Annotated in this window: 18 protein-coding genes and 1 pseudogene; 9 read left to right on the top strand and 10 right to left on the bottom strand. The window is 63.8% G+C overall.

The genetic code is table 11. The features are described from left to right. Positions 1 to 3: 3 nt before the first annotated feature. On the bottom strand, positions 4 to 927 hold the full coding sequence (locus NKH97_RS20920) for a sugar kinase (protein ID WP_023811093.1): 924 nt from the start codon (positions 925 to 927) through the stop codon (positions 4 to 6). A 7-nt stretch (positions 928 to 934) separates the two neighbouring features. Continuing rightward, the gene (locus NKH97_RS20915; RefSeq protein WP_023811094.1) at positions 935 to 1,933 is read right to left on the bottom strand and encodes a DUF2125 domain-containing protein; all 999 of its coding nucleotides are present in this window, start codon (positions 1,931 to 1,933) and stop codon (positions 935 to 937) included. A 141-nt stretch (positions 1,934 to 2,074) separates the two neighbouring features. Between NKH97_RS20915 and NKH97_RS20910 the strand changes: the two genes are divergently transcribed. From NKH97_RS20910 to NKH97_RS20900, 3 genes are all read left to right on the top strand, one after another. Further along, positions 2,075 to 2,596 carry a gamma-glutamylcyclotransferase gene (locus tag NKH97_RS20910; protein WP_127295979.1) on the top strand — a complete coding sequence of 174 codons (522 nt, stop codon included), beginning with the start codon at positions 2,075 to 2,077 and terminating at the stop codon, positions 2,594 to 2,596. 121 nt (positions 2,597 to 2,717) lie between these two features. Then, complete coding sequence (locus NKH97_RS20905) at positions 2,718 to 3,665, top strand: aldo/keto reductase (protein WP_352723186.1); 948 nt, start codon at positions 2,718 to 2,720, stop codon at positions 3,663 to 3,665. Between the two features lie 90 nt (positions 3,666 to 3,755). Further along, on the top strand, positions 3,756 to 4,382 hold the full coding sequence (locus NKH97_RS20900; RefSeq protein WP_128304661.1) for a LysE family translocator: 627 nt from the start codon (positions 3,756 to 3,758) through the stop codon (positions 4,380 to 4,382). Positions 4,383 to 4,407: 25 nt separating this feature from the next. On the opposite strand, the gene NKH97_RS20895 is transcribed toward NKH97_RS20900, so the two are convergent. Together NKH97_RS20895 and NKH97_RS20890 are read right to left on the bottom strand one after the other, a co-directional pair. Continuing rightward, positions 4,408 to 5,208 carry a lysophospholipid acyltransferase family protein gene (locus NKH97_RS20895; protein ID WP_023811098.1) on the bottom strand — a complete coding sequence of 267 codons (801 nt, stop codon included), beginning with the start codon at positions 5,206 to 5,208 and terminating at the stop codon, positions 4,408 to 4,410. A 119-nt stretch (positions 5,209 to 5,327) separates the two neighbouring features. Next, the gene (locus NKH97_RS20890; protein ID WP_352723182.1) at positions 5,328 to 6,230 is read right to left on the bottom strand and encodes a LysR family transcriptional regulator; all 903 of its coding nucleotides are present in this window, start codon (positions 6,228 to 6,230) and stop codon (positions 5,328 to 5,330) included. A gap of 116 nt (positions 6,231 to 6,346) precedes the next feature. Here NKH97_RS20890 and NKH97_RS20885 point away from each other — a divergent pair, with 116 nt between their 5' ends. Together NKH97_RS20885 and NKH97_RS20880 are read left to right on the top strand one after the other, a co-directional pair. Then, entirely contained in the window at positions 6,347 to 6,817 is a 471-nt protein-coding gene (locus NKH97_RS20885; RefSeq protein WP_352631955.1) for a nuclear transport factor 2 family protein, read from the top strand. A 21-nt stretch (positions 6,818 to 6,838) separates the two neighbouring features. Then, positions 6,839 to 7,470 (top strand): annotated as a pseudogene (locus NKH97_RS20880) (pyridoxamine 5'-phosphate oxidase family protein). Here NKH97_RS20880 and NKH97_RS20875 read toward each other — a convergent pair. The 3 genes from NKH97_RS20875 to ftsE form a co-directional block, all read right to left on the bottom strand. Then, entirely contained in the window at positions 7,471 to 8,196 is a 726-nt protein-coding gene (locus NKH97_RS20875; protein ID WP_352798697.1) for a YdcF family protein, read from the bottom strand. 133 nt (positions 8,197 to 8,329) lie between these two features. Next, positions 8,330 to 9,325 carry a cell division protein FtsX gene (locus tag NKH97_RS20870; RefSeq protein WP_027038121.1) on the bottom strand — a complete coding sequence of 332 codons (996 nt, stop codon included), beginning with the start codon at positions 9,323 to 9,325 and terminating at the stop codon, positions 8,330 to 8,332. Beyond that, positions 9,318 to 9,977: a cell division ATP-binding protein FtsE gene (ftsE, locus tag NKH97_RS20865; RefSeq protein WP_010911739.1), complete on the bottom strand. Its 660-nt coding sequence runs from the start codon at positions 9,975 to 9,977 to the stop codon at positions 9,318 to 9,320. The genes NKH97_RS20870 and ftsE overlap by 8 nt, the downstream gene beginning before the upstream one ends. Before the next feature lie 192 nt (positions 9,978 to 10,169). Between ftsE and NKH97_RS20860 the strand changes: the two genes are divergently transcribed. The 3 genes from NKH97_RS20860 (at position 10,170) to NKH97_RS20850 (ending at position 11,950) form a co-directional block, all read left to right on the top strand. Next, on the top strand, positions 10,170 to 10,814 hold the full coding sequence (locus tag NKH97_RS20860) for a hypothetical protein (RefSeq protein ID WP_352612750.1): 645 nt from the start codon (positions 10,170 to 10,172) through the stop codon (positions 10,812 to 10,814). 23 nt (positions 10,815 to 10,837) lie between these two features. After that, positions 10,838 to 11,380 (top strand): hypoxanthine phosphoribosyltransferase, encoded by a 543-nt coding sequence (gene hpt / locus NKH97_RS20855; protein WP_352441732.1) that lies wholly within the window; start codon positions 10,838 to 10,840, stop codon positions 11,378 to 11,380. A 198-nt stretch (positions 11,381 to 11,578) separates the two neighbouring features. Next, entirely contained in the window at positions 11,579 to 11,950 is a 372-nt protein-coding gene (locus tag NKH97_RS20850) for a response regulator (protein ID WP_352441731.1), read from the top strand. On the opposite strand, the gene NKH97_RS20845 is transcribed toward NKH97_RS20850, so the two are convergent. After that, positions 11,951 to 12,898, bottom strand: a complete 948-nt coding sequence (locus tag NKH97_RS20845; RefSeq protein ID WP_352441784.1) for a DMT family transporter — start codon at positions 12,896 to 12,898, stop codon at positions 11,951 to 11,953. Between the two features lie 222 nt (positions 12,899 to 13,120). Here NKH97_RS20845 and NKH97_RS20840 point away from each other — a divergent pair, with 222 nt between their 5' ends. After that, entirely contained in the window at positions 13,121 to 14,002 is an 882-nt protein-coding gene (locus tag NKH97_RS20840; RefSeq protein ID WP_023811107.1) for a LysR family transcriptional regulator, read from the top strand. On the opposite strand, the gene NKH97_RS20835 is transcribed toward NKH97_RS20840, so the two are convergent. Continuing rightward, complete coding sequence (locus NKH97_RS20835; protein ID WP_352441730.1) at positions 13,981 to 14,352, bottom strand: glyoxalase superfamily protein; 372 nt, start codon at positions 14,350 to 14,352, stop codon at positions 13,981 to 13,983. The two genes, NKH97_RS20840 and NKH97_RS20835, sit on opposite strands and share 22 nt — an antisense overlap. 109 nt (positions 14,353 to 14,461) lie before the next feature. Beyond that, positions 14,462 to 17,050 carry a TIGR02302 family protein gene (locus tag NKH97_RS20830; RefSeq protein ID WP_352798692.1) on the bottom strand — a complete coding sequence of 863 codons (2,589 nt, stop codon included), beginning with the start codon at positions 17,048 to 17,050 and terminating at the stop codon, positions 14,462 to 14,464. Between the last annotated feature and the right edge of the window lie 87 nt (positions 17,051 to 17,137).

The raw sequence follows: 17,137 nt of genomic DNA, 5'->3' as shown, positions 1-17,137 counted from the left end.
GTTTCAGGCTGGCCAGGTCTGCGCAACCATGGCCAGCGTCTCGGCCCGGTTCGGCGCACCAAGCCTGCCGCCGAAGCGCAGGCATTTGAGCGCGGCGGCCGCACTGGCAAAGCGCAAAGCCTGCTCGACCGGCATGGCTTCCGCCAGCCCGACGGCGAAGGCGCCGTGAAAGACATCGCCGGCGGCCAATGTGTCGATCGCCTTGATCTTCGGTGCCGCGACATGGCGCACGCAGCCTGCGCGACGGTCGTGCCACCAACTGCCCGCCGCGCCGCCTGTCACTGCGACAAAAGCGTCGGTGCGGCTGGCGAGATCGGCGCAAGCCGTTTCCGGATCGAGCGCCTGGCCGCAGACAATGCGCGCCGCCGTTTCCGAAGCGACGATGTGCGTGGCGAGCGGCAACAGCTGTTCCAGGATCTGCAACGGTGCGGTATCGGCATCGAGGATTGCCGGCCGGCCGAGGGCGCGCGCCGCTCTCAGGGCAAGGGCTGCCGCACCTGGCCAGCGGACATCGACCAGTACGGCGTCGAATGCCGTGAGGTCGGCGACCGGCAAGGCTTCGGGATCGGCCTGGGCAAGCCCGTCATAGAACGGCACGATGATGCGCTCGCCATACGCGTCGACCAGGATCGAGGCCAGCGCCGAGCGGGCGCCTCTGACGCGGCGCACAAAGGTGCAATCGACGCCTTCGGCCTCGATGCCGGCGATGAGCTGGTCGGCGACGGCATCGTCACCCGCGCTCGCCCACAGCGATACCTCGGCCCCCAGGCGATGCGCGGCGCAGGCAGCACTCGTGGCCATGCCCGAGGCGATCTGGACGCCGTCGGAGGCAATGAACTTGCCTTGATGCACGGGCAGCGTCTCGACGCGCAGGATGGTGTCCAGCGTCAAAGCGCCAACGCTCAGCAGCTTCACGGGTCTTGCCATCGCAGCGCTATTCCACCGGCTTGATCTTGCCCAGCGGAATGAAGCCGAGCGAGGCCTTGCCCCTGACCACCTTCAGCGGCATCGACGGTTCGTTGCCGAGCACCGCCAGGGCAGCAAAGCCCTGCTCGATCTGGCTTTTCTGCTCGGGTATGGCGGCGCCGAGAATGGCCGCCACCGCCTTCGGGTCCTTCAGCCTGATCATCAGATCGGCGTTGATCAGGCCCTCGGCATCGACCGAGAGCGGTCCCGAAACGGTGACGCGCGCCGTCCCCGACGACAGGTCGAGGTTGCGGATTTCGATCGCCTGGCCACGAAGGCTCTTCACCTGCGTGCCGATCAACGCGACACCGTTCTTCAGCGTGACGTCGCCACTGGCATCGAGCGCCGGAAGCACGCGCCCGCCAATTGCGTCGGGGTCGATCTCGAGATCGCCGAAACTGCCGAGATAGTCGATATCCTCACCGTTGGGCTGCAACTGACCCGATGCCTTGCCGGCGCTGAACAGTTGCACCGGATCGGTGTCGTCGGCCGGGTCGGTCTGGCCGGAAAGGCCCTCTGCCTCCAGCGAAATCCGCTGCGGCAGCGGCCACCACAATTTGAAATTGGCCTGCAGATTGTCCCAGTCTATCCACAGCGGCACCATGTCCGGAACGGAGGTCCTGAGCGGGCCGCGCAGATTGGCAACCGGCGACAGAGGCTGGATGATCTGGGCGGCTGCGTTGAAACTGCCGGCTGAAGCCGCAATGTTCTTGGCATCGTCCTCATAGGCGAGGTTGTCGCAGGAGACGGTAAAGCTCAAGGGATAGCCGCTGACCTGGAGATTGCCGCAGCCGGCCTCGACGCCATTCTTGTTGAGCGTGGCAACCGCCTTGTCGGCTTCGCTCCTGACGCGGTCAGCCAGATAGAACCAGCCGCCGCTGTAGAGGGCGAACAGCACGACGATGAATGCTGCAAGCCAGACCACACGGCGACGTTTGTTCGGCTGGCGTTCGTCACTTGACGTCATGCTTTGGCTCTCGTTAACGCATGGGTGTTGCGGACGGGTAGGCGATTCCGCCAGGTAGACAGACGAATAGTTAGACGGGACGGGCGGAAAAAACACCGGTCCGGTTCGGTGTTGGCATCTTTTGCAATCAGGCGCGGCGATATGGGCGATTTTTGGGTGTTTGGCTATGGCTCGCTGATCTGGCGGCCGGGATTCGCGCATGTCGAAACACAGCGTGCCCGCCTGCATGGCTACCGGCGCTCGCTCTGCGTCTATTCCTTCGTGCATCGCGGAACGCGCGAGCGGCCGGGGCTGGTGCTCGGCCTCGACCGTGGCGGGTCCTGCGTCGGCCTCGCATTCCGCGTTCCCGGCGACTTGCACGACGAGGTCATGGCCTATCTTCGCGAGCGCGAACTGGTCACCAATGTCTATCTGGAGCGCATGCTCAAGATTCGCCTCGACGGGGGCGGTACGGTCGACGCGGTGGTCTACATTGTCGACCGCCACCACGAGCAATATGCCGGAGCGCTCGACGCGGCGGATGCGGCGGCCGTGGTGCGCGGCGCGGTCGGCCAGTCCGGCAACAACGAGGACTATGTGCTGAGCACGCTTGAGCATCTCGAGGCGTTGGGCATCCGCGACCACTGGCTGGAGGATGTCGCCAGGCAGGTCGCGCCTTTGTGAAGCTGGCTCTGCGGAAAAAGGCGGCCAGGCCTTTGACCTCGTTCAGGCAAGACCTAGGTTAGGCTCCGACTCTCAGCCCGCGGGCGCCATTTGCCCGCCCCAATCATCCCGGAGATACGCCTTGCAGAAACGTCGTCTCGGTCGCACCGACCTGTCCATCGCGCCGCTGGTTCTGGGCGGCAACGTCTTCGGCTGGACCGCCGACGAGAAAACCTCGTTCGACCTGCTCGACCGCTTCGTCGGCGCCGGCCTCAACGCCATCGATACGGCGGATGCCTATTCGCGCTGGGTTCCCGGCCACAAAGGCGGTGAATCGGAAAACATCATCGGCAAATGGATGAAAGACCGTGGCAATCGCGACAAGGTCGTGGTGATCACCAAGGTCGGTTCGGATATGGGGCAGGGGCACAAGGACCTGTCCGCCGCATACATCGAAAAGGCCGTCGATGCATCGCTGAAGCGGCTGCAGACCGAGTTTATCGATCTCTATCTGTCGCATTGGCCGGACCCTGCAACGCCCTATGAAGAAACGCTTGGCGCCTACGAGAAGCTGCTCGCCAAGGGCAAAATCCGCTATGCCGGCTGTTCGAATCTCGACGCCGGCCAGTTGCGTGCCGCACTCGATGTGGCGAGCTTGCGCAGCCTGCCGCGCTACGAGGTGCTGCAGCCGGAATACAATCTTTACGATCGCTCGTCCTTCGATGGGCCGTTGCGCGATCTATCCGTGGCCGAGGACATCGGCGTCATCACCTATTTCAGCCTGGCCAAGGGTTTCCTCAGCGGCAAATACCGCAGCGAAGCCGATCTCGGTCAAAGCCCGCGTGGCGGCGGGGTGAAGGACTATCTCAATGCGCGCGGCATGCGCATCCTTGCGGCACTCGACGCGGTTTCATCAAGGCATTCGGCCAAGCAGGCGGAAGTGGCGCTTGCCTGGGTTATCGCTCGGCCGGGCGTCACCGCGCCGATCGCCAGCGCCACCAAGCCTGAACAGATGGACAGCCTGATCAGGGCAGCGTCGCTGAAACTGACCGCCGACGACATGGCCGAACTCGACAGAGCGAGCGGCTGAAGCTCAGTCGCGACGCCTCGCACGAACGTCCAAGACGCCCCTCTGGTCCTGCCATACCGTCTCTTCGCGCAAGGCAGGACAGAGGATAAAATGGCTGAGCCGCTTCTTTCGCAGCCGGATTTTTGGGGACAACTTCTCGCGCTGATGCTTGCCGCCCTGGTGATCATGGGCAGCCCGGGACCGGCGACGATAAGCGTTACCGCCGTTGGCGCTGCCTTCGGTTTGCGCCGCTCGCTGGGTTATGCCTGGGGAATCATACTGGGCACGATCGCCGTGCTTCTGGTTGTCGCGACCGGGGTCGTGGCGGTGCTCACCGCGATGCCGAGGCTGGCGCCGTTGCTGGCTTTCGCTTCCGCGGCCTACATCCTCTATCTCGCCTTCAAGATCGCCACGGCGCCGCCCATGGCAGCACGCGGCGCCGAGGCTTCGTGTCCAACATGGCTGGCTGGATTCCTTCTCGCGGTCGCCAATCCAAAGGCCTATGTGGCGATCGCCGCCGTGTTCGCCGGTGCTTCGTCCAAACAGGGCGCCACTGAGCTTGGTCCATGGCTGAAGCTGACGGCTCTCGCCCTGATGATCGTTGCCATCCATGCTCTGTGGCTTGTCGTGGGAGCATCGTTCGCGCGCTTCCTGCGCCGGCCGGCGGCCTCGCGGATCATCAATCTGGTCTTTGCCGCGACGCTGGTGTTGACCACCACGCCGGCCGTGTTCGGTTGAGAACTGTCGGCCGGAGACTTCCGATTCAGGCTTTGGTTCTTTCAGCCGCGTCCAGCTCTTGCAGCCTTTTCACCGCTGTCGGAGGCAAGGCAGGCGGGCTCGGACCGCGCGCCACATCAATCAGGAATTGGTCGCAGGCAGCCTCGGTCTCGCCGATCAGCCGGGCCATGAATTCGTCCTTGCTCAAGCCGGGCGGGATCGGCGGCAGGAAGCGTGCCTTGATGGTGCCGGGGTAGCGCAGGAATTTCCGGCGCGGCCAGTACAGGCCGGCGACATGGGCAACCGGCACCACCGGAACGCCAAGCTGCGCATAGATTTCGACGATGCCGTATTTGTAGGCCGGTTCGTCGCCCGGTGCCCGGCGTGTGCCCTCGGGATAGATGATCAGCTGGCGAGGGTTGCGCGCCATCTCCTCCTTGGTCGCGGCGACCACGGCCTTCAGCGCCTTCGAGCGGCTGCCGCGGTGAACCGGGATCATCCGCATCTTCATGATGTACCAGCCGAAGAACGGGATCCAGGTCAGCTCTCGTTTCAAGATGTAGAGCGGGTCCTGGAGGAAGGGGAAGAAGGCGATCGCGTCCCAGAACGACTGGTGCTTGGGCGCCAGGATGAACGAGCCTGCTGGCAGGTTTTCCTGGCCAGTGATGTCGCTCTTCGTTCCAGCGATCTTGTCGAAGAGCCACATCGAGGTGCGCGACCAGAATTTCGGCACGAACCAGGCGCGGTGACGGGGCGACAGGAAATAATAGGGGGTCCAGAGGATCATCTGGACGATCAGGTTGACGTAGAAGACGAAATTGAACGTCAGCGATCTGGCATAGAGCATGGGGGAGGCCCGGTGAGGAGGTGAGCGTTGGTTACACCAAGCGCGGGGAAAAAGGAAATGGCCGCAGGGCGCCTTGACCGACGAAGAAAGCGGTCGCCGATTGGGGAGACCCGGTTCCGCTACTTCAGCCGCGCCAGCCGCTCCTTCAGGCGCGGGCCGGCAAAATCGAGGAAGGCACGCAGCTTCACCGGCAGCAGGCCATGGCCCGCATGCACCAGGCTTACCGGCCATGGATTTGGCTCGAACTCCTCCAGCAGGACGCGCAGCATGCCGGACCGCAGCGCGGCCTCGATCTGGTAGGAGAGCACTTTTGTGAGCCCGACGCCGGCAATCGCCGCATCGATGGCCGCTTCGGCGGTGTTGACCTGAAGCCGTGAATGGACCTGAACCGGGATTTCTGCCTTGCCCTTGATGAAGCTCCAGGTGGCGGCGGAAGCAAGTCCCTCAAAGGTGATGCAATCGTGTGTTTCCAGATCTTCCGGGGTGATCGGCGTGCCGTGTTCAGCCAGATAGGCGGGGCTGGCGCAAACGACGCGGCGGATCGCGCCGACGCCCATGGCGACCAGGCTCGAATCGGGCAACCGGCCGATGCGGATGGCGAGGTCGAAATGGTCCTCGACCAGCTGGGTTATGCGGTCTGCCAATATCAGGCGGATGTCCACGTCGGGATAGGCTGCGAGAAAGCCGGTGACGACCGGCAGCACGTGCAGGCGGCCAAAGACGACCGGCGCGGTGATGGCCAGTTCGCCGGTCGGAGCACTGTATTCGCCGGCTGCCGTGCGTTCGGCCTCGCCGACGTCGTCGAGGATGCGGCGGCAGGCGGCAAGATAGGTCTGGCCGGCATCGGTCGGTGTCAGCCGTCGCGTCGAGCGATTCAGGAGACGTGTGTTCAGATGGCGCTCGAGATCGGAAATCTTGCGGCTGACCGTCGCCAGCGGAATGCCGAAACGGCGGCTGGCCGCGGAAAGGCTGCCGGCCTCCACCGCGGCGACAAAGAGCGACATGGCTTCGAGACGATCCATAACTTCTTCCGGAAAATGGAAGGATGAGTTGCAAATATGCCATCTGCATTGGAAGGATGGAAGGCTTTATATTGGGTATCGGCCTGCCTGCAGCATGGCCTCGCAAAGGAGTTGCCATGTCCGAAGCCCGGCCGCCACTGCCGCCCTTCACCGCAGAGACATCAGCGCAAAAGGCGCGCATGGCCGAGGACGCCTGGAACTCCCGTGATCCGGCACGGGTCGCGCTTGCCTACACAATGGACAGTCGCTGGCGCAACCGGGCCGAATTCCTGCAAGGGCGCGATGCCATCCAGGCGTTCCTGACACGCAAATGGAGCCGCGAGCTTGACTATCGTCTGATCAAGGAGGTCTGGGCCTTCCACGGCAACCGCATCGCCGTGCGCTTCGCCTATGAATGGCACGACGACAGCGGTTCATGGTTCCGCAGCTACGGCAACGAGAACTGGGAATTCGACGAACATGGACTGATGCGCCTGCGCATCGCCAGCATCAACGACCTGCCGATCGGCGAGGCTGACCGCAAATATCACTGGCCGCTCGGCCGGCGGCCGGACGATCACCCAACACTGTCGGAACTCGGGCTTTAGAGCAATTCCAGGAGGCTTTCGATGAACGCGCATGCTTTCACCAGCGACGTCGCCTTCACGCCGACCGTCAAGGCGATCCAGGCACGCAAGGGCTCGCGTCAGTCCTATGCCCGCGTCGAGGAGCGTGGCGGCTGGCAAGCTGTCATCACCCCTGACCTTGCCGCCTTCATCGAGATGCAGACCAGCGTTTTCCTGTCGACGGCCAATGGCGATGGCCAGCCCTACATCCAGCATCGCGGCGGACCCGCCGGCTTCCTCAAGGTGCTGGATGAACACACGATCGGCTTCGCGGATTTTGCCGGCAACCGGCAGTTCATCACGCAGGGCAATCTGGCCGACAATCCAAGGGCGTTCCTGTTCCTGATCGACTATATGCACCGCCAGCGCATCAAGATCTGGGGCACGGCGCGGGTCTCGAGAGTGACGCCGAGTTGATGGCGAAACTGATGCCGCAAGACTACAAGGCGCGCCCCGAGCAGGTCATCCTGTTCACGGTCTCGGCCTGGGATGCCAATTGCCCGCAGCATATCCCGCAACGGTTCGAGGCGGCCGACGTGGCGGCGGCACTCGAAGAGCGGGACAAGCGTATCGAACGCCTTGAGCAGGAGATCGCACGGCTCAGGGGAAATTCGGGCGCGGCCGCAGGGGAATAATCAGCCGCCGGCCGCGGTTTCGGCCAGTGCGATGCCGTTAGGCGTCGGCTTGACCGGCACGATGCCGCGCGCCAGCGCCAGCAGATATTTGTTGTATTCGGTGAACAGCACGCGCAATGCCCGCGGCTTGGTCAGCCAGCCGCCATTGTCGAGGTTGGAATTGACCACCGGATAGGGCTCGAGCTTGGCGCCATGCAGCAGCCTGCCCATTTCCAGCAGGCTGCGGGGCATGTGATAATTGTTGGTGACGAGGATCACCGTGCCATAGGCGTGGCTCTCGACCCATTTGGCGCTTTCCTCCGCATTGCCGATCGTATCGAGCGCGGCGCGGTCGATGTCGACGCAACAGGAAAACAGCTTCTTGTCGCCGCCGGTCGCTGACTGCAGCTGGCGACGGCTGGCCGAAGGGTGCACGCCGCTGATCAGCAGCCGTTCGCCCTTGCCGGACGCCAGCAGATCCATCGCCGCATCGAGGCGGGATTGGCCGCCGGTCAAGACAATGATCGCGTCCGCCCTGGCCGGATTGGCGGGCGTCGTCAGATGGCTTACCTTGTTGGCGAACCAGCCGAAACCGCCGGCAAACAACGTAGCGAGGATGAGCAGAGACAGAGCCGAGAGGCGCAACGCGGCTCTTAGACGGCTCACAGCGCGGCGGTCATGCGAACGGGCAACCACCACTGGCATCTGCCCAGCCGTACCGGTCGAATCCCGCGCGTCCATCGCCATATGGTTAATCCTGAAATGCGGCTTTGGGTAGGTAAAAGACGCACTTTGCGTTACGTGAATTCTCCATCCGTGATCACCCTGTTTTATCCATGGCGTTGTCCCAAAACCGGTTCCCACTTTTGGGCGACATGAATTAGCCTGCATCCGGTTGGCGGACATCGATGTCGCTGAGATAGGCAACCACGGTGGCGTGGGACGTGGCAGCCGTCAGTCCGCCGATCACCAGCACCATCAACACGACACCGAGATAGCCTGCCGAACCGATGGCGAAATTGCCGAACAGGGCGGTCGCCTGGTCGGCCTGCGGCGTCGCCATATTGCGCGACGACCACCAGGAAAAGACGATGAACACGAGCACTGCGGCGGCACCGCCAGCCGCTGCTCCCTTCATGCCGGTGACCAGGAAATGCCGGCGGAATTCGCGCGCGATGAAGCGTGCCTCGGCGCCGACGAAATGCAGCACCTCGATGATGTGACCGTTGCCGGCCATGGCTCCGCGCGTCGCGAACACCACGGTCAGCACGGTCGCCGACAGCATCAGCGCCAGCACGGCAATGCCGATGGTCACCGTCGTGCGGGCCATCGCCACCAGCCGGTCGACCCAGGTGCGGTGATCGTCGAGCGATGCGCTCGGCAGTTTCGGCGTGATCGCGGCGCGCATGGCGGCGAAATCGGGCGGGCTGTTCTCGTCGATGGTGACGATAATCAGGCGCGGCACGGGTAATTCGTCGATGTTGAGCCCCGAGCCCAGCCAGGGCTCAAGGAGCCTCGCGGTCGCCTCGCGGTCGATGATCCGGGTCGTCTTGACGCCAGGGAATTCACCGGCGATCTGGGAGGCCTGGGTAAGGGCTGCTTCCATGTCGAGCCCGTCGACCGGCTTGATCTGGATGGTCGCCTCGCGCGAAATCTGGTTCTCCCAGACGGACGCTGTGTCGCGCACCAGCGTCACCGCGCCGAAAGTCAGGCAGGACAGGAAGGTCATGATGGCGATGACCAGGACCAGTGCCCGGCCAGCGATGTTCTGCGCCGGCACGATCGGCGCCATCCTGCGCTGGGCGCGGGGCTTTGCCTCGGTCGCCTCGGCGTCCTGCTCCCGTTCCACAAAATGTTCGGCGGACAGTTCAGTCATAGATGTCCAGCCTTCCGCCGGCCAGGATCATGCGGCGCGCGTCGACCTGTTCCATCAGGCCAAGGTCGTGGGTGGCGATCACCACCGCGGTGCCGAGCCGGTTGAGCTCGATGAACAGCCGCAGCAGGCGTCGCGCCAGCGGCGGATCGACATTGCCGGTCGGTTCGTCGGCGAGCAGGATTTCCGGCTGCTCGATCAGCGCCCGCGCGATCGCCGCGCGCTGCTTCTCGCCGCCGGACAGAACCGGCGGCAGCACGTGCATGCGCTCGCCCAGCCCGACCCACTTCAACAACTCGGTGACATCGGTGCGGTAGCTCGCCTCCTCGCGCCCGCGCACGCGCAGCGGCAGCGCGACGTTCTCGTAGGTGGTCATGTGGTCGAGCAGGCGAAAATCCTGGAACACCACGCCGATGCGGCGGCGCAGATGCGGCAATTCGGTGCGCGAGATGCGCGAACGGTCCTTGCCAAAGATGGTGATCAGCCCGCGCGTCGGCTTCAGCGACATGAACAGCAGGCGCAGCAAGGTCGTCTTGCCGGCGCCCGAAGGCCCGCTCAGGAACTGGAAGGAGCGCTCCGGTATGTGCAGGGAGATGTCGCGGAGGATTTCCGGACCCATGCCATAGCGGAGGCCGACATTTTCGAAACGAATCAATTTCGACGACCTGAATTTCGGCACGGCGGCGAGCCGGCCTGTTCTAGATAAAGACCATCGGCCGGCATGGTTAACCGGCGGTTAATTTCTGGGCTGTTTCGGCTCGTCACGAGGGCTCCGGTGGGGAAGCGTTAACCATTTGTGTTTACGCAAAAGAAACGAAAAGCGAACACGTGCTGCAATGCTGGGGCCATGATGGCTGACGATCGAACCGCGCGCCCGGTTTCCGGCGAAATCATGACCGATCCGGCGGCAATTGCCGCAGCGGACAGGTTCATGCGTGGTTCGGCCGCCGACATCGTCGATGCCGACTACGTGGTGATGCCGCGCCTTGCGCCTGCGGTGGAAAGCGTTTCGCCGCTGCCGCGCGCGATCGTCACGCCGCCCATCGAAGGCATGGACATGCTGCGCAAGCCCGAAGCCTCACCGGAGCGGCTACCGGCCTCGCGCGGCGGACCGATCTTCTGGGTCGCTGGTATCGGCGCTGCCTTGGCCGCGTTCTGGGTCTCCGGCGGGCACGCGCTGGTGCGCCAGGCGCCGTTCCTGTCCAGCGCGCAGGCGTCGGCGCTCAGCATTTCGGGCGTCACGTCACGCGTCGACGCTACCGGGCCGAACGCCGCACTGTTCGTCGATGGCGAGGCCGTCAATGACGGTGCGAAACCGACGCAGTTGCCGCCGCTTGAAATCCGGGTGACTGGCAATGACGGGCAGACCACCCGCTATACGTTGGGGACATCCGGCCGCTCGCTGGCCTCTGGCGAAAGATTCGGCTTTGCCAGCCGGCTCGACGTGCCTAGAAACGGTGTGAAGACCGTGTCGGTCACTTTCGCCGAATAGGCGATCACCGGGGAAGACCATCAATGCCCATCGTACGCGGCAAGGACATCGAGGTTCTGTTTTCAGCATCGGCGATCGCGCGGCGCAATCTGGAACTCGCCAAGGAGATTGCCGGCCACGACTATCACGATCTGCTGGTGATCTCGGTCCTGAAGGGCTCGTTCATCTTCGCCGCAGATCTCATCCGCGCCATGCATGATGTCGGCCTGTCGCCGGAGGTCGAATTCATCTTCATCTCCAGCTATGGCGCCGGCACCAGCAGCGGCGAGGTGAGGGTGCTGCGCGAAATCGACAATGAGGTCGCCGGCCGCGACGTGCTGCTGATCGACGACATTCTCGAATCGGGGAAGACGCTGAGCTTTACCCGCGAGCTGATGTTGTCGCGGGGCGCCAAGAGCTGTTCGATCGCCGTGCTGCTCGACAAGCGCATGCGCCGCCAGACCGAGCTCAATGCCGACTATGTCGGCTTCGACTGCCCCGACTATTTCGTTGTCGGCTACGGCATGGATGTCGCGCATGCTTTTCGCGAGTTGCCGTTTGTCGGTGTCGTCAAAGGGGATGTCTGAGCGGCATCAAAAAGGTTTGCTGATGCTTAGAGCGGTTCGCCGCTTCACGAAAACGCCGAACCGCTCTAGTTTTTTGTTTTGACGCAATTCCCAAGGGAAAGCGCTATGCGCTTTTCCCGGAAAACCGTCTCACACTTTTCCTGAATTGCTCGGGGGCTTTCAGGAAAAGTCAACTTTTCGCGGCCAAATATGCCGGCCATGGCAAAGCTTCTGATCGTCGAGGACGATGAGTCCGTCCGCACCCTGGCCGCCCGCGCGCTTGAACGCGCCGGGCACACAATCGATATCGCGGCGGACGGCGCGCAGGGGCTTGCGCAGATCAAGGCAGCGCGTGGCGGCTACGATCTGGTCGTCTCCGATATCCGCATGCCGGAGATGGACGGCATCGAGATGGCGATCGCGGCGGCAGCATTGTTTCCGGCGATGAAGATCGTGCTGATGACCGGCTATGCCGACCAGCGCGAGCGCGCCGAGGAGTTGAACGGCATCATCCTCGATGTCGTGCAGAAGCCCTTCACGCTGGCCGAAATCCGCTCGCGCGTCGAACGGGCGCTGATCTGCTTCGCCTGATCAGGCTGGATCGGTGGCAGCGAGCACGGGTGGGGGGCTTTTACGCCGTTCGGTGTTGAGCGCCAGCAGGCCGGCGCCGATGATCAAGGCGGCACCGATGACGGTCGTCGACCGCGGCACCTCGGCGAAGAACAGGAAACCCCACAGCGGCGACCACAGGATGCCGGTGTATTCGAAAGTGGCAACGCGGTTGGCCTGCGCCATCCGGTAGGCCTGCGACAGCAGGATCATGCCGGCGGAGGCGACGAAACCGCAGGCCGCCATCTTGAGAAAATCGGGCAGCGTCGGCCACAGCCAGGGCCGTACCAGGAATTCCAGGCTCGGGTGGACGGCGTGGGTGATGCCGGCCAGGTGAAATGCCCCGGCAACCACGGCGGCGCCGACCAGATAGGCGCCGTTCTGATAGAAGGCCATGACGGTGGACGATTCAGTATCGCCGATCTTGCGGGCCATCAGCTGCGAAAAACCATAGAGCGCCGCCGAGCCCAGCGACAGCAGCGCTGCCCAGTCGAACAGCCCTGCGCCGGGACGCAGCATCACGAGGACGCCGAACAAGCCGATCAGCACGGTTGCCAGTGTCTGCCAGGAGACGCGCTCGCCAAGGTACGGCCCGGCCAGCACCATGATGAACAGCGGCGCCATGAAATAGAGCGCCACCGCATCGGCAAGCGGCAAGGCGGCGATGGCCAGGTAGTACATCGTATAGGAGGTGAACTGGATGAAGGCGCGCACCGTCAGCATGCCGAATCGCTTCGACTGGATCGCCCGCAGGCCGACGTCGGCATGGACCAGAACGATCAGGATCGGCAGGGCGACGATCGAGCGGATCGCCATCACCTCGGTCACTGGATAGCCGCTCGACACGGCTTTGACGAGCGGATCCTGCAGCGAAAAGATCAGCACGCCGAGGCACAGGCTCAGGATGCCGCCCACCATCCGATTCTGCATCTGCATCCAGGCTCCTGCGCGTACGGTCCGAAGCTGTCGCCTGCGGCGTAAAAAGAACCCGCCACCGTTTCGGGCAGCGGGCACGAGTGAGGACTCTTGATTGGTCCGCGGCTGATTTCGCAGCCGCATATCCAATGGGTGAGGCGACTATCGTCCGCCATTTGACATGTTGCAAACGAATTGGAATGATGCCAGCAATCAAATTCCCTTATGGCGGATTTCATGCGGCCGACCCTCGACAGCGATCTCCTGCGCACCTTCGTGGCGATTGCCGAGACCGGCAATTTCACCAAGGCGGCGGAGCAGGCCGGCCGCACCCAGTCCGCGGTGTCGATGCAGATGAAGAAGCTCGAAGAGCTGATCGGCGCCAGCCTGTTCGAGCGCGGTTCGCGCGGCGTCGCGTTGACGCGGCGCGGCGGCGAACTCATCGTCAACGCCCGCCGCATTGTCTCGCTGCTCGACGAGACGTCGGCATCGATGGCGGCAGCGCCGCTTGGCGGGCCGGTCCGCATCGGCATTCCGGAGGAATATGGCCACGCCATCCTGTCGCGCGCGCTCGGCGCTTTTTCGAAGCGTCATACGCAGGTCGAGGTCACCGTGCGCTATGCCCATTCCGGGGCGCAGATGGCGGCGCTCGCTGCCGGCGAGCTCGATCTGTGCGTGGTGTTCGAATGGCAGGATCCTGCCGGCGGCGAAGTGCTGATGCAGGACCCGACCGTGTGGGTGACGTCGACCCTGCACCATATGCATGAGGAACAGCCGGTGCCGATCGCGCTCTACAACCGGGCCGGCTGGTGCAAGGACTTTGCCATCAAATCACTGGAGCAGCGCGATCTTGCCTATCGTGTCGCCTATACCAGCGACACCACCGGCGGCCTCAAGCTCGCCGTCACCTCCGGACTGGCGATCGCGCCGATTTCGCGCAGCAACATTCCGGACGGCTGTCGTGAACTGACCACGGCAGACGGATTCGGCGCCATCGATTCCTCGAACGTGGTGATGCACCGCAACCCGAATGCGTCAGGCGAGGCGATCGACGGCATGCAGGATGCTATCCGCGAAGCCTTCGTCAACAGGCTCAGTCAGCCGGCGGCATCCTCGTAGAAATGCAGCCTGTTGCCGAACGGATCGGCGACCGATATCTCGCGGGTCTTCCAAGGCGTCTCTTCCACGCCCGGCCTGGCGAAGCGGTAGTTTTTGCCAATCAGTTCGCCATGAAGAGCCGTGATGTCCTCGACCTCGATGCGCACGGCGATGCCGGGTGCACCGTCGCCGTGATGTTCGCTGAGATGCAGAACACAGCCGTCGCGGCCGACCGCCATGTAAAGCGGCGCGTCGTCGGCGAAGCGATGTTCCCACTGCACCTCGAAGCCGAGGAAGCCGACGTAGAATTCACGTGCCTTGGCAATGTCGAAGATGCGCAGGATGGGTGTGACGGCGCCAAGTCTGGGCATGGTGGTGCAACCGTGCGAGAGGGTTTTCAGGTGGGATGGCGGACGGCAATCCCTTTGTTTTATAGCAATTCCGGACGGAAAACCGCTTCATAATTTTCGTGGAATTGCTCTATTTCAGCTCGAGCAGCCGTTCCAGATAGCTGCGTTCAATGTCAGGGCTGAGCGCATTGCCGAGCCGCTTGCGGATCGCTTCCAGTATCTGGCGGGCACGCTGCACGTCGATCTCGTCGGGCACCTTCACCGAATCGCCGAAGTCGGGACCCGTGCTGGCGCGTGGCCGGCCGAGCGGATCACGATCGGCGTTCTGCTGGCGGCCGCCTTCCTCGCCGCCGCCCTGGTCGCCTTGCATGGCCTGCATCTGCTTCATCATGTCCTTGGCGCCCTTGCGCAGCGCTTCCAGCGCCCGGCCCTGATGACCGACGGCCGCATCGCCTTCGCCCTCGCCGAGTGCCTGTTCGGCATTGCCCATGGACTTGCCGGCCTCGCCAAATCCTTCATTGGGCTCCATACCCATGCCTTCGAGGCCTTTCTTCAGCTGCTCGAGGTCGCTTTGCAGTTGGCCCTGGCCCTGCTGCAGCTGTTTCAGCGCATCGGCGAATTCCTGGGGTGTCATCGGCTTTTGCCGGGCGAGCGGATCGCGGTCTTCGCCGACGCCGGGTCTGTCCTCATCCTGGCCGCCTTCGCCGAGCTGCTCGTCACGGTTCTGCCCGCGCTGGCGCTCGCCACGCTGCATCTGATCCATGCGGAAGGTTTCGTTCATCATCTCCTGCTGACGTCGCAGGATCTCGCCCAGCTTGTCCATCTGCTGGCGCATCTCGCTGTCCTGCTGGCCGCCTTGCTGCTGACGGCCGGCTTGCAGATTGTTCATCATGTCCTGCAGTTGCGACAGCAGTTGCTGGGCCTTGTCGCGATCTCCGGACTTCGCCAGGTTTTCGATCTGGTCCATCATGCGATCGATGTCGCTCTGGCGTAGTTCCTGGCCGTTCTGCTGCATCTGCGGGGCGTTGGGATTCTGCTTGGCGCGCTCCGCGAATTCCTGCAGGAACTGGTTCATCGCCTCGCGCAGTTCCTTCATCGCCTTTTCGATTTCAGCGTCGCTGGCGCCATTCTTGATGGCGTCCTGCAGCGCCTGTTGCGCTTGGCGCAGCCGCTTTTCGGCGGCCGAAAGATTGCCTTCCTCGATGCCGAGCGCGATTTCCCAGAGATAGGAGACCTCGCTGCGCAATTGATCGTCGCTCTCGGCCATCTTCAGCCGGGTGCGGGCACTCATAATGGCGAGGTAGTGGGACATATTGTCGAACGTGTCTTCCGGCCGCAGCGTGATGGCGTCCATCAGGTCGAGCACGCGCGGCTTGGCGTTGGCGTCGAGCGCCAGCAGGCGGCGCTGTTCGATCACGGCGCGTGCCAGCGGATTGGCGAAAGGCCGCTCCGGCATCAGCAGCGTCTTGGTTTGGCTCGATGCGGTGTGCCCGGCATCGTCGGTGGCGACCAGCGTCAGCTTAATGCTGCTGCCGGCCCAGACATGCTCGGTCAGGTCCTTGGAGGTCCTGGCGGCGTTCGACTTGCCGCCGCGGCGCGGCAGCGTCAGCGGCATTTCAGGTGCACCGTACAGCGGACGCGCATTCGGCGCCTGCGGATCGGCGAGCGCGAACACCGCCTTGGCGGTGGCGGCGCCATAGTCGTCGTCGATTTGGTAGTTTAGCTCGAAGGCGCCATTGGCGGCGCGCTTGGGCTCGCCGACGAAGCGGATCTGCGGCGGCTTGTCCGATATGACCGCGAAGGCCCAGCGGCCGAGCTGTTCCTCGCCCGACGTCAGCGTCAGCGTGCCGTCGCCGGTCAGCTTGCTGGTGAACTGGCGCACCTTGGACGGCGTCGCCGGGCTTGCAGCCGGCTTGGCGGCGGTCTGCGGCGCAGCGGGGTCGATGACGCGGGCGTTGCCATTCTTGTCGGCATAGCCGAGCGTTTCCTCGCCCGAGCCGCCCGTCACGCGCAGCGAAACGTCGCTGCCTTCGGGAACCGTAAAGGTCGGGATCGCCTGGTTTGCGTCGGCGGTCAAGAAGATCGGCGGCTTGCCGGTATAGGCCGGTGGCGTCACCCATGCATCGATGCGCGGCGGCACGATATCGCGCGTCCCATGGGCATTGAAGCCGTCGCTGATCCTGCCGCCCGTCAGTCCGAAGGAGAAGGCGAAGGCGGTAACGAGCAAAAGGGCCGCCACCGCGCGCAGCCCCCAGGGGTCGCGCTCCGGCACGCGTGTGCGCGGCAGGTCGGCGCCAAGGTTGTCGAGCTTTCCAGCCATGCGCTTCTGGTGTTCGCGCCACAGCGCCTGCGAGAAGCTGCTTTCCCTGCCGCTGGGCCGGTCGGTCTGCACCAGCACCGGGCTGTGCAACAGTTGATTGGCGGCCTCGATGCGGCGGTCAATTTCGGCGGCGCCCGGCAGGCGGAAGAAGCGCAGCGGATAGAGCGCGGCCAGTGCCGCTATGGCAAAAGCAGCGATCAGGCCGATGCGCGCCATATCCGGCAGCCGGGAGAACAGCCCGAGCCAGGAGATGCTGAGGAACAGGCTGGCGACTATGACGAGCGGAAGCAGCAACGGCCAGCCGCGCTCGACCATCATCGAGACCCGCGTCGCCAGCCGGCTCATGGCCAGGCGCCCGGCGAGGCCGCGATCGCTGCTGAGGGTGGGTCGTTGCGTCATCGGCCCTTCCTTGAGCCTATTGCATCCCGAAAACCGGGATGCGGCCCTATCCCTTTGAGCATGATCTGTTCCGAAAGGGATTTCACT

This window comes from Mesorhizobium sp. M0870 (genome assembly GCF_040319775.1).
GTDB lineage: Bacteria > Pseudomonadota > Alphaproteobacteria > Rhizobiales > Rhizobiaceae > Mesorhizobium.
This window is presented reverse-complemented; position numbering and strand designations above follow the sequence as displayed.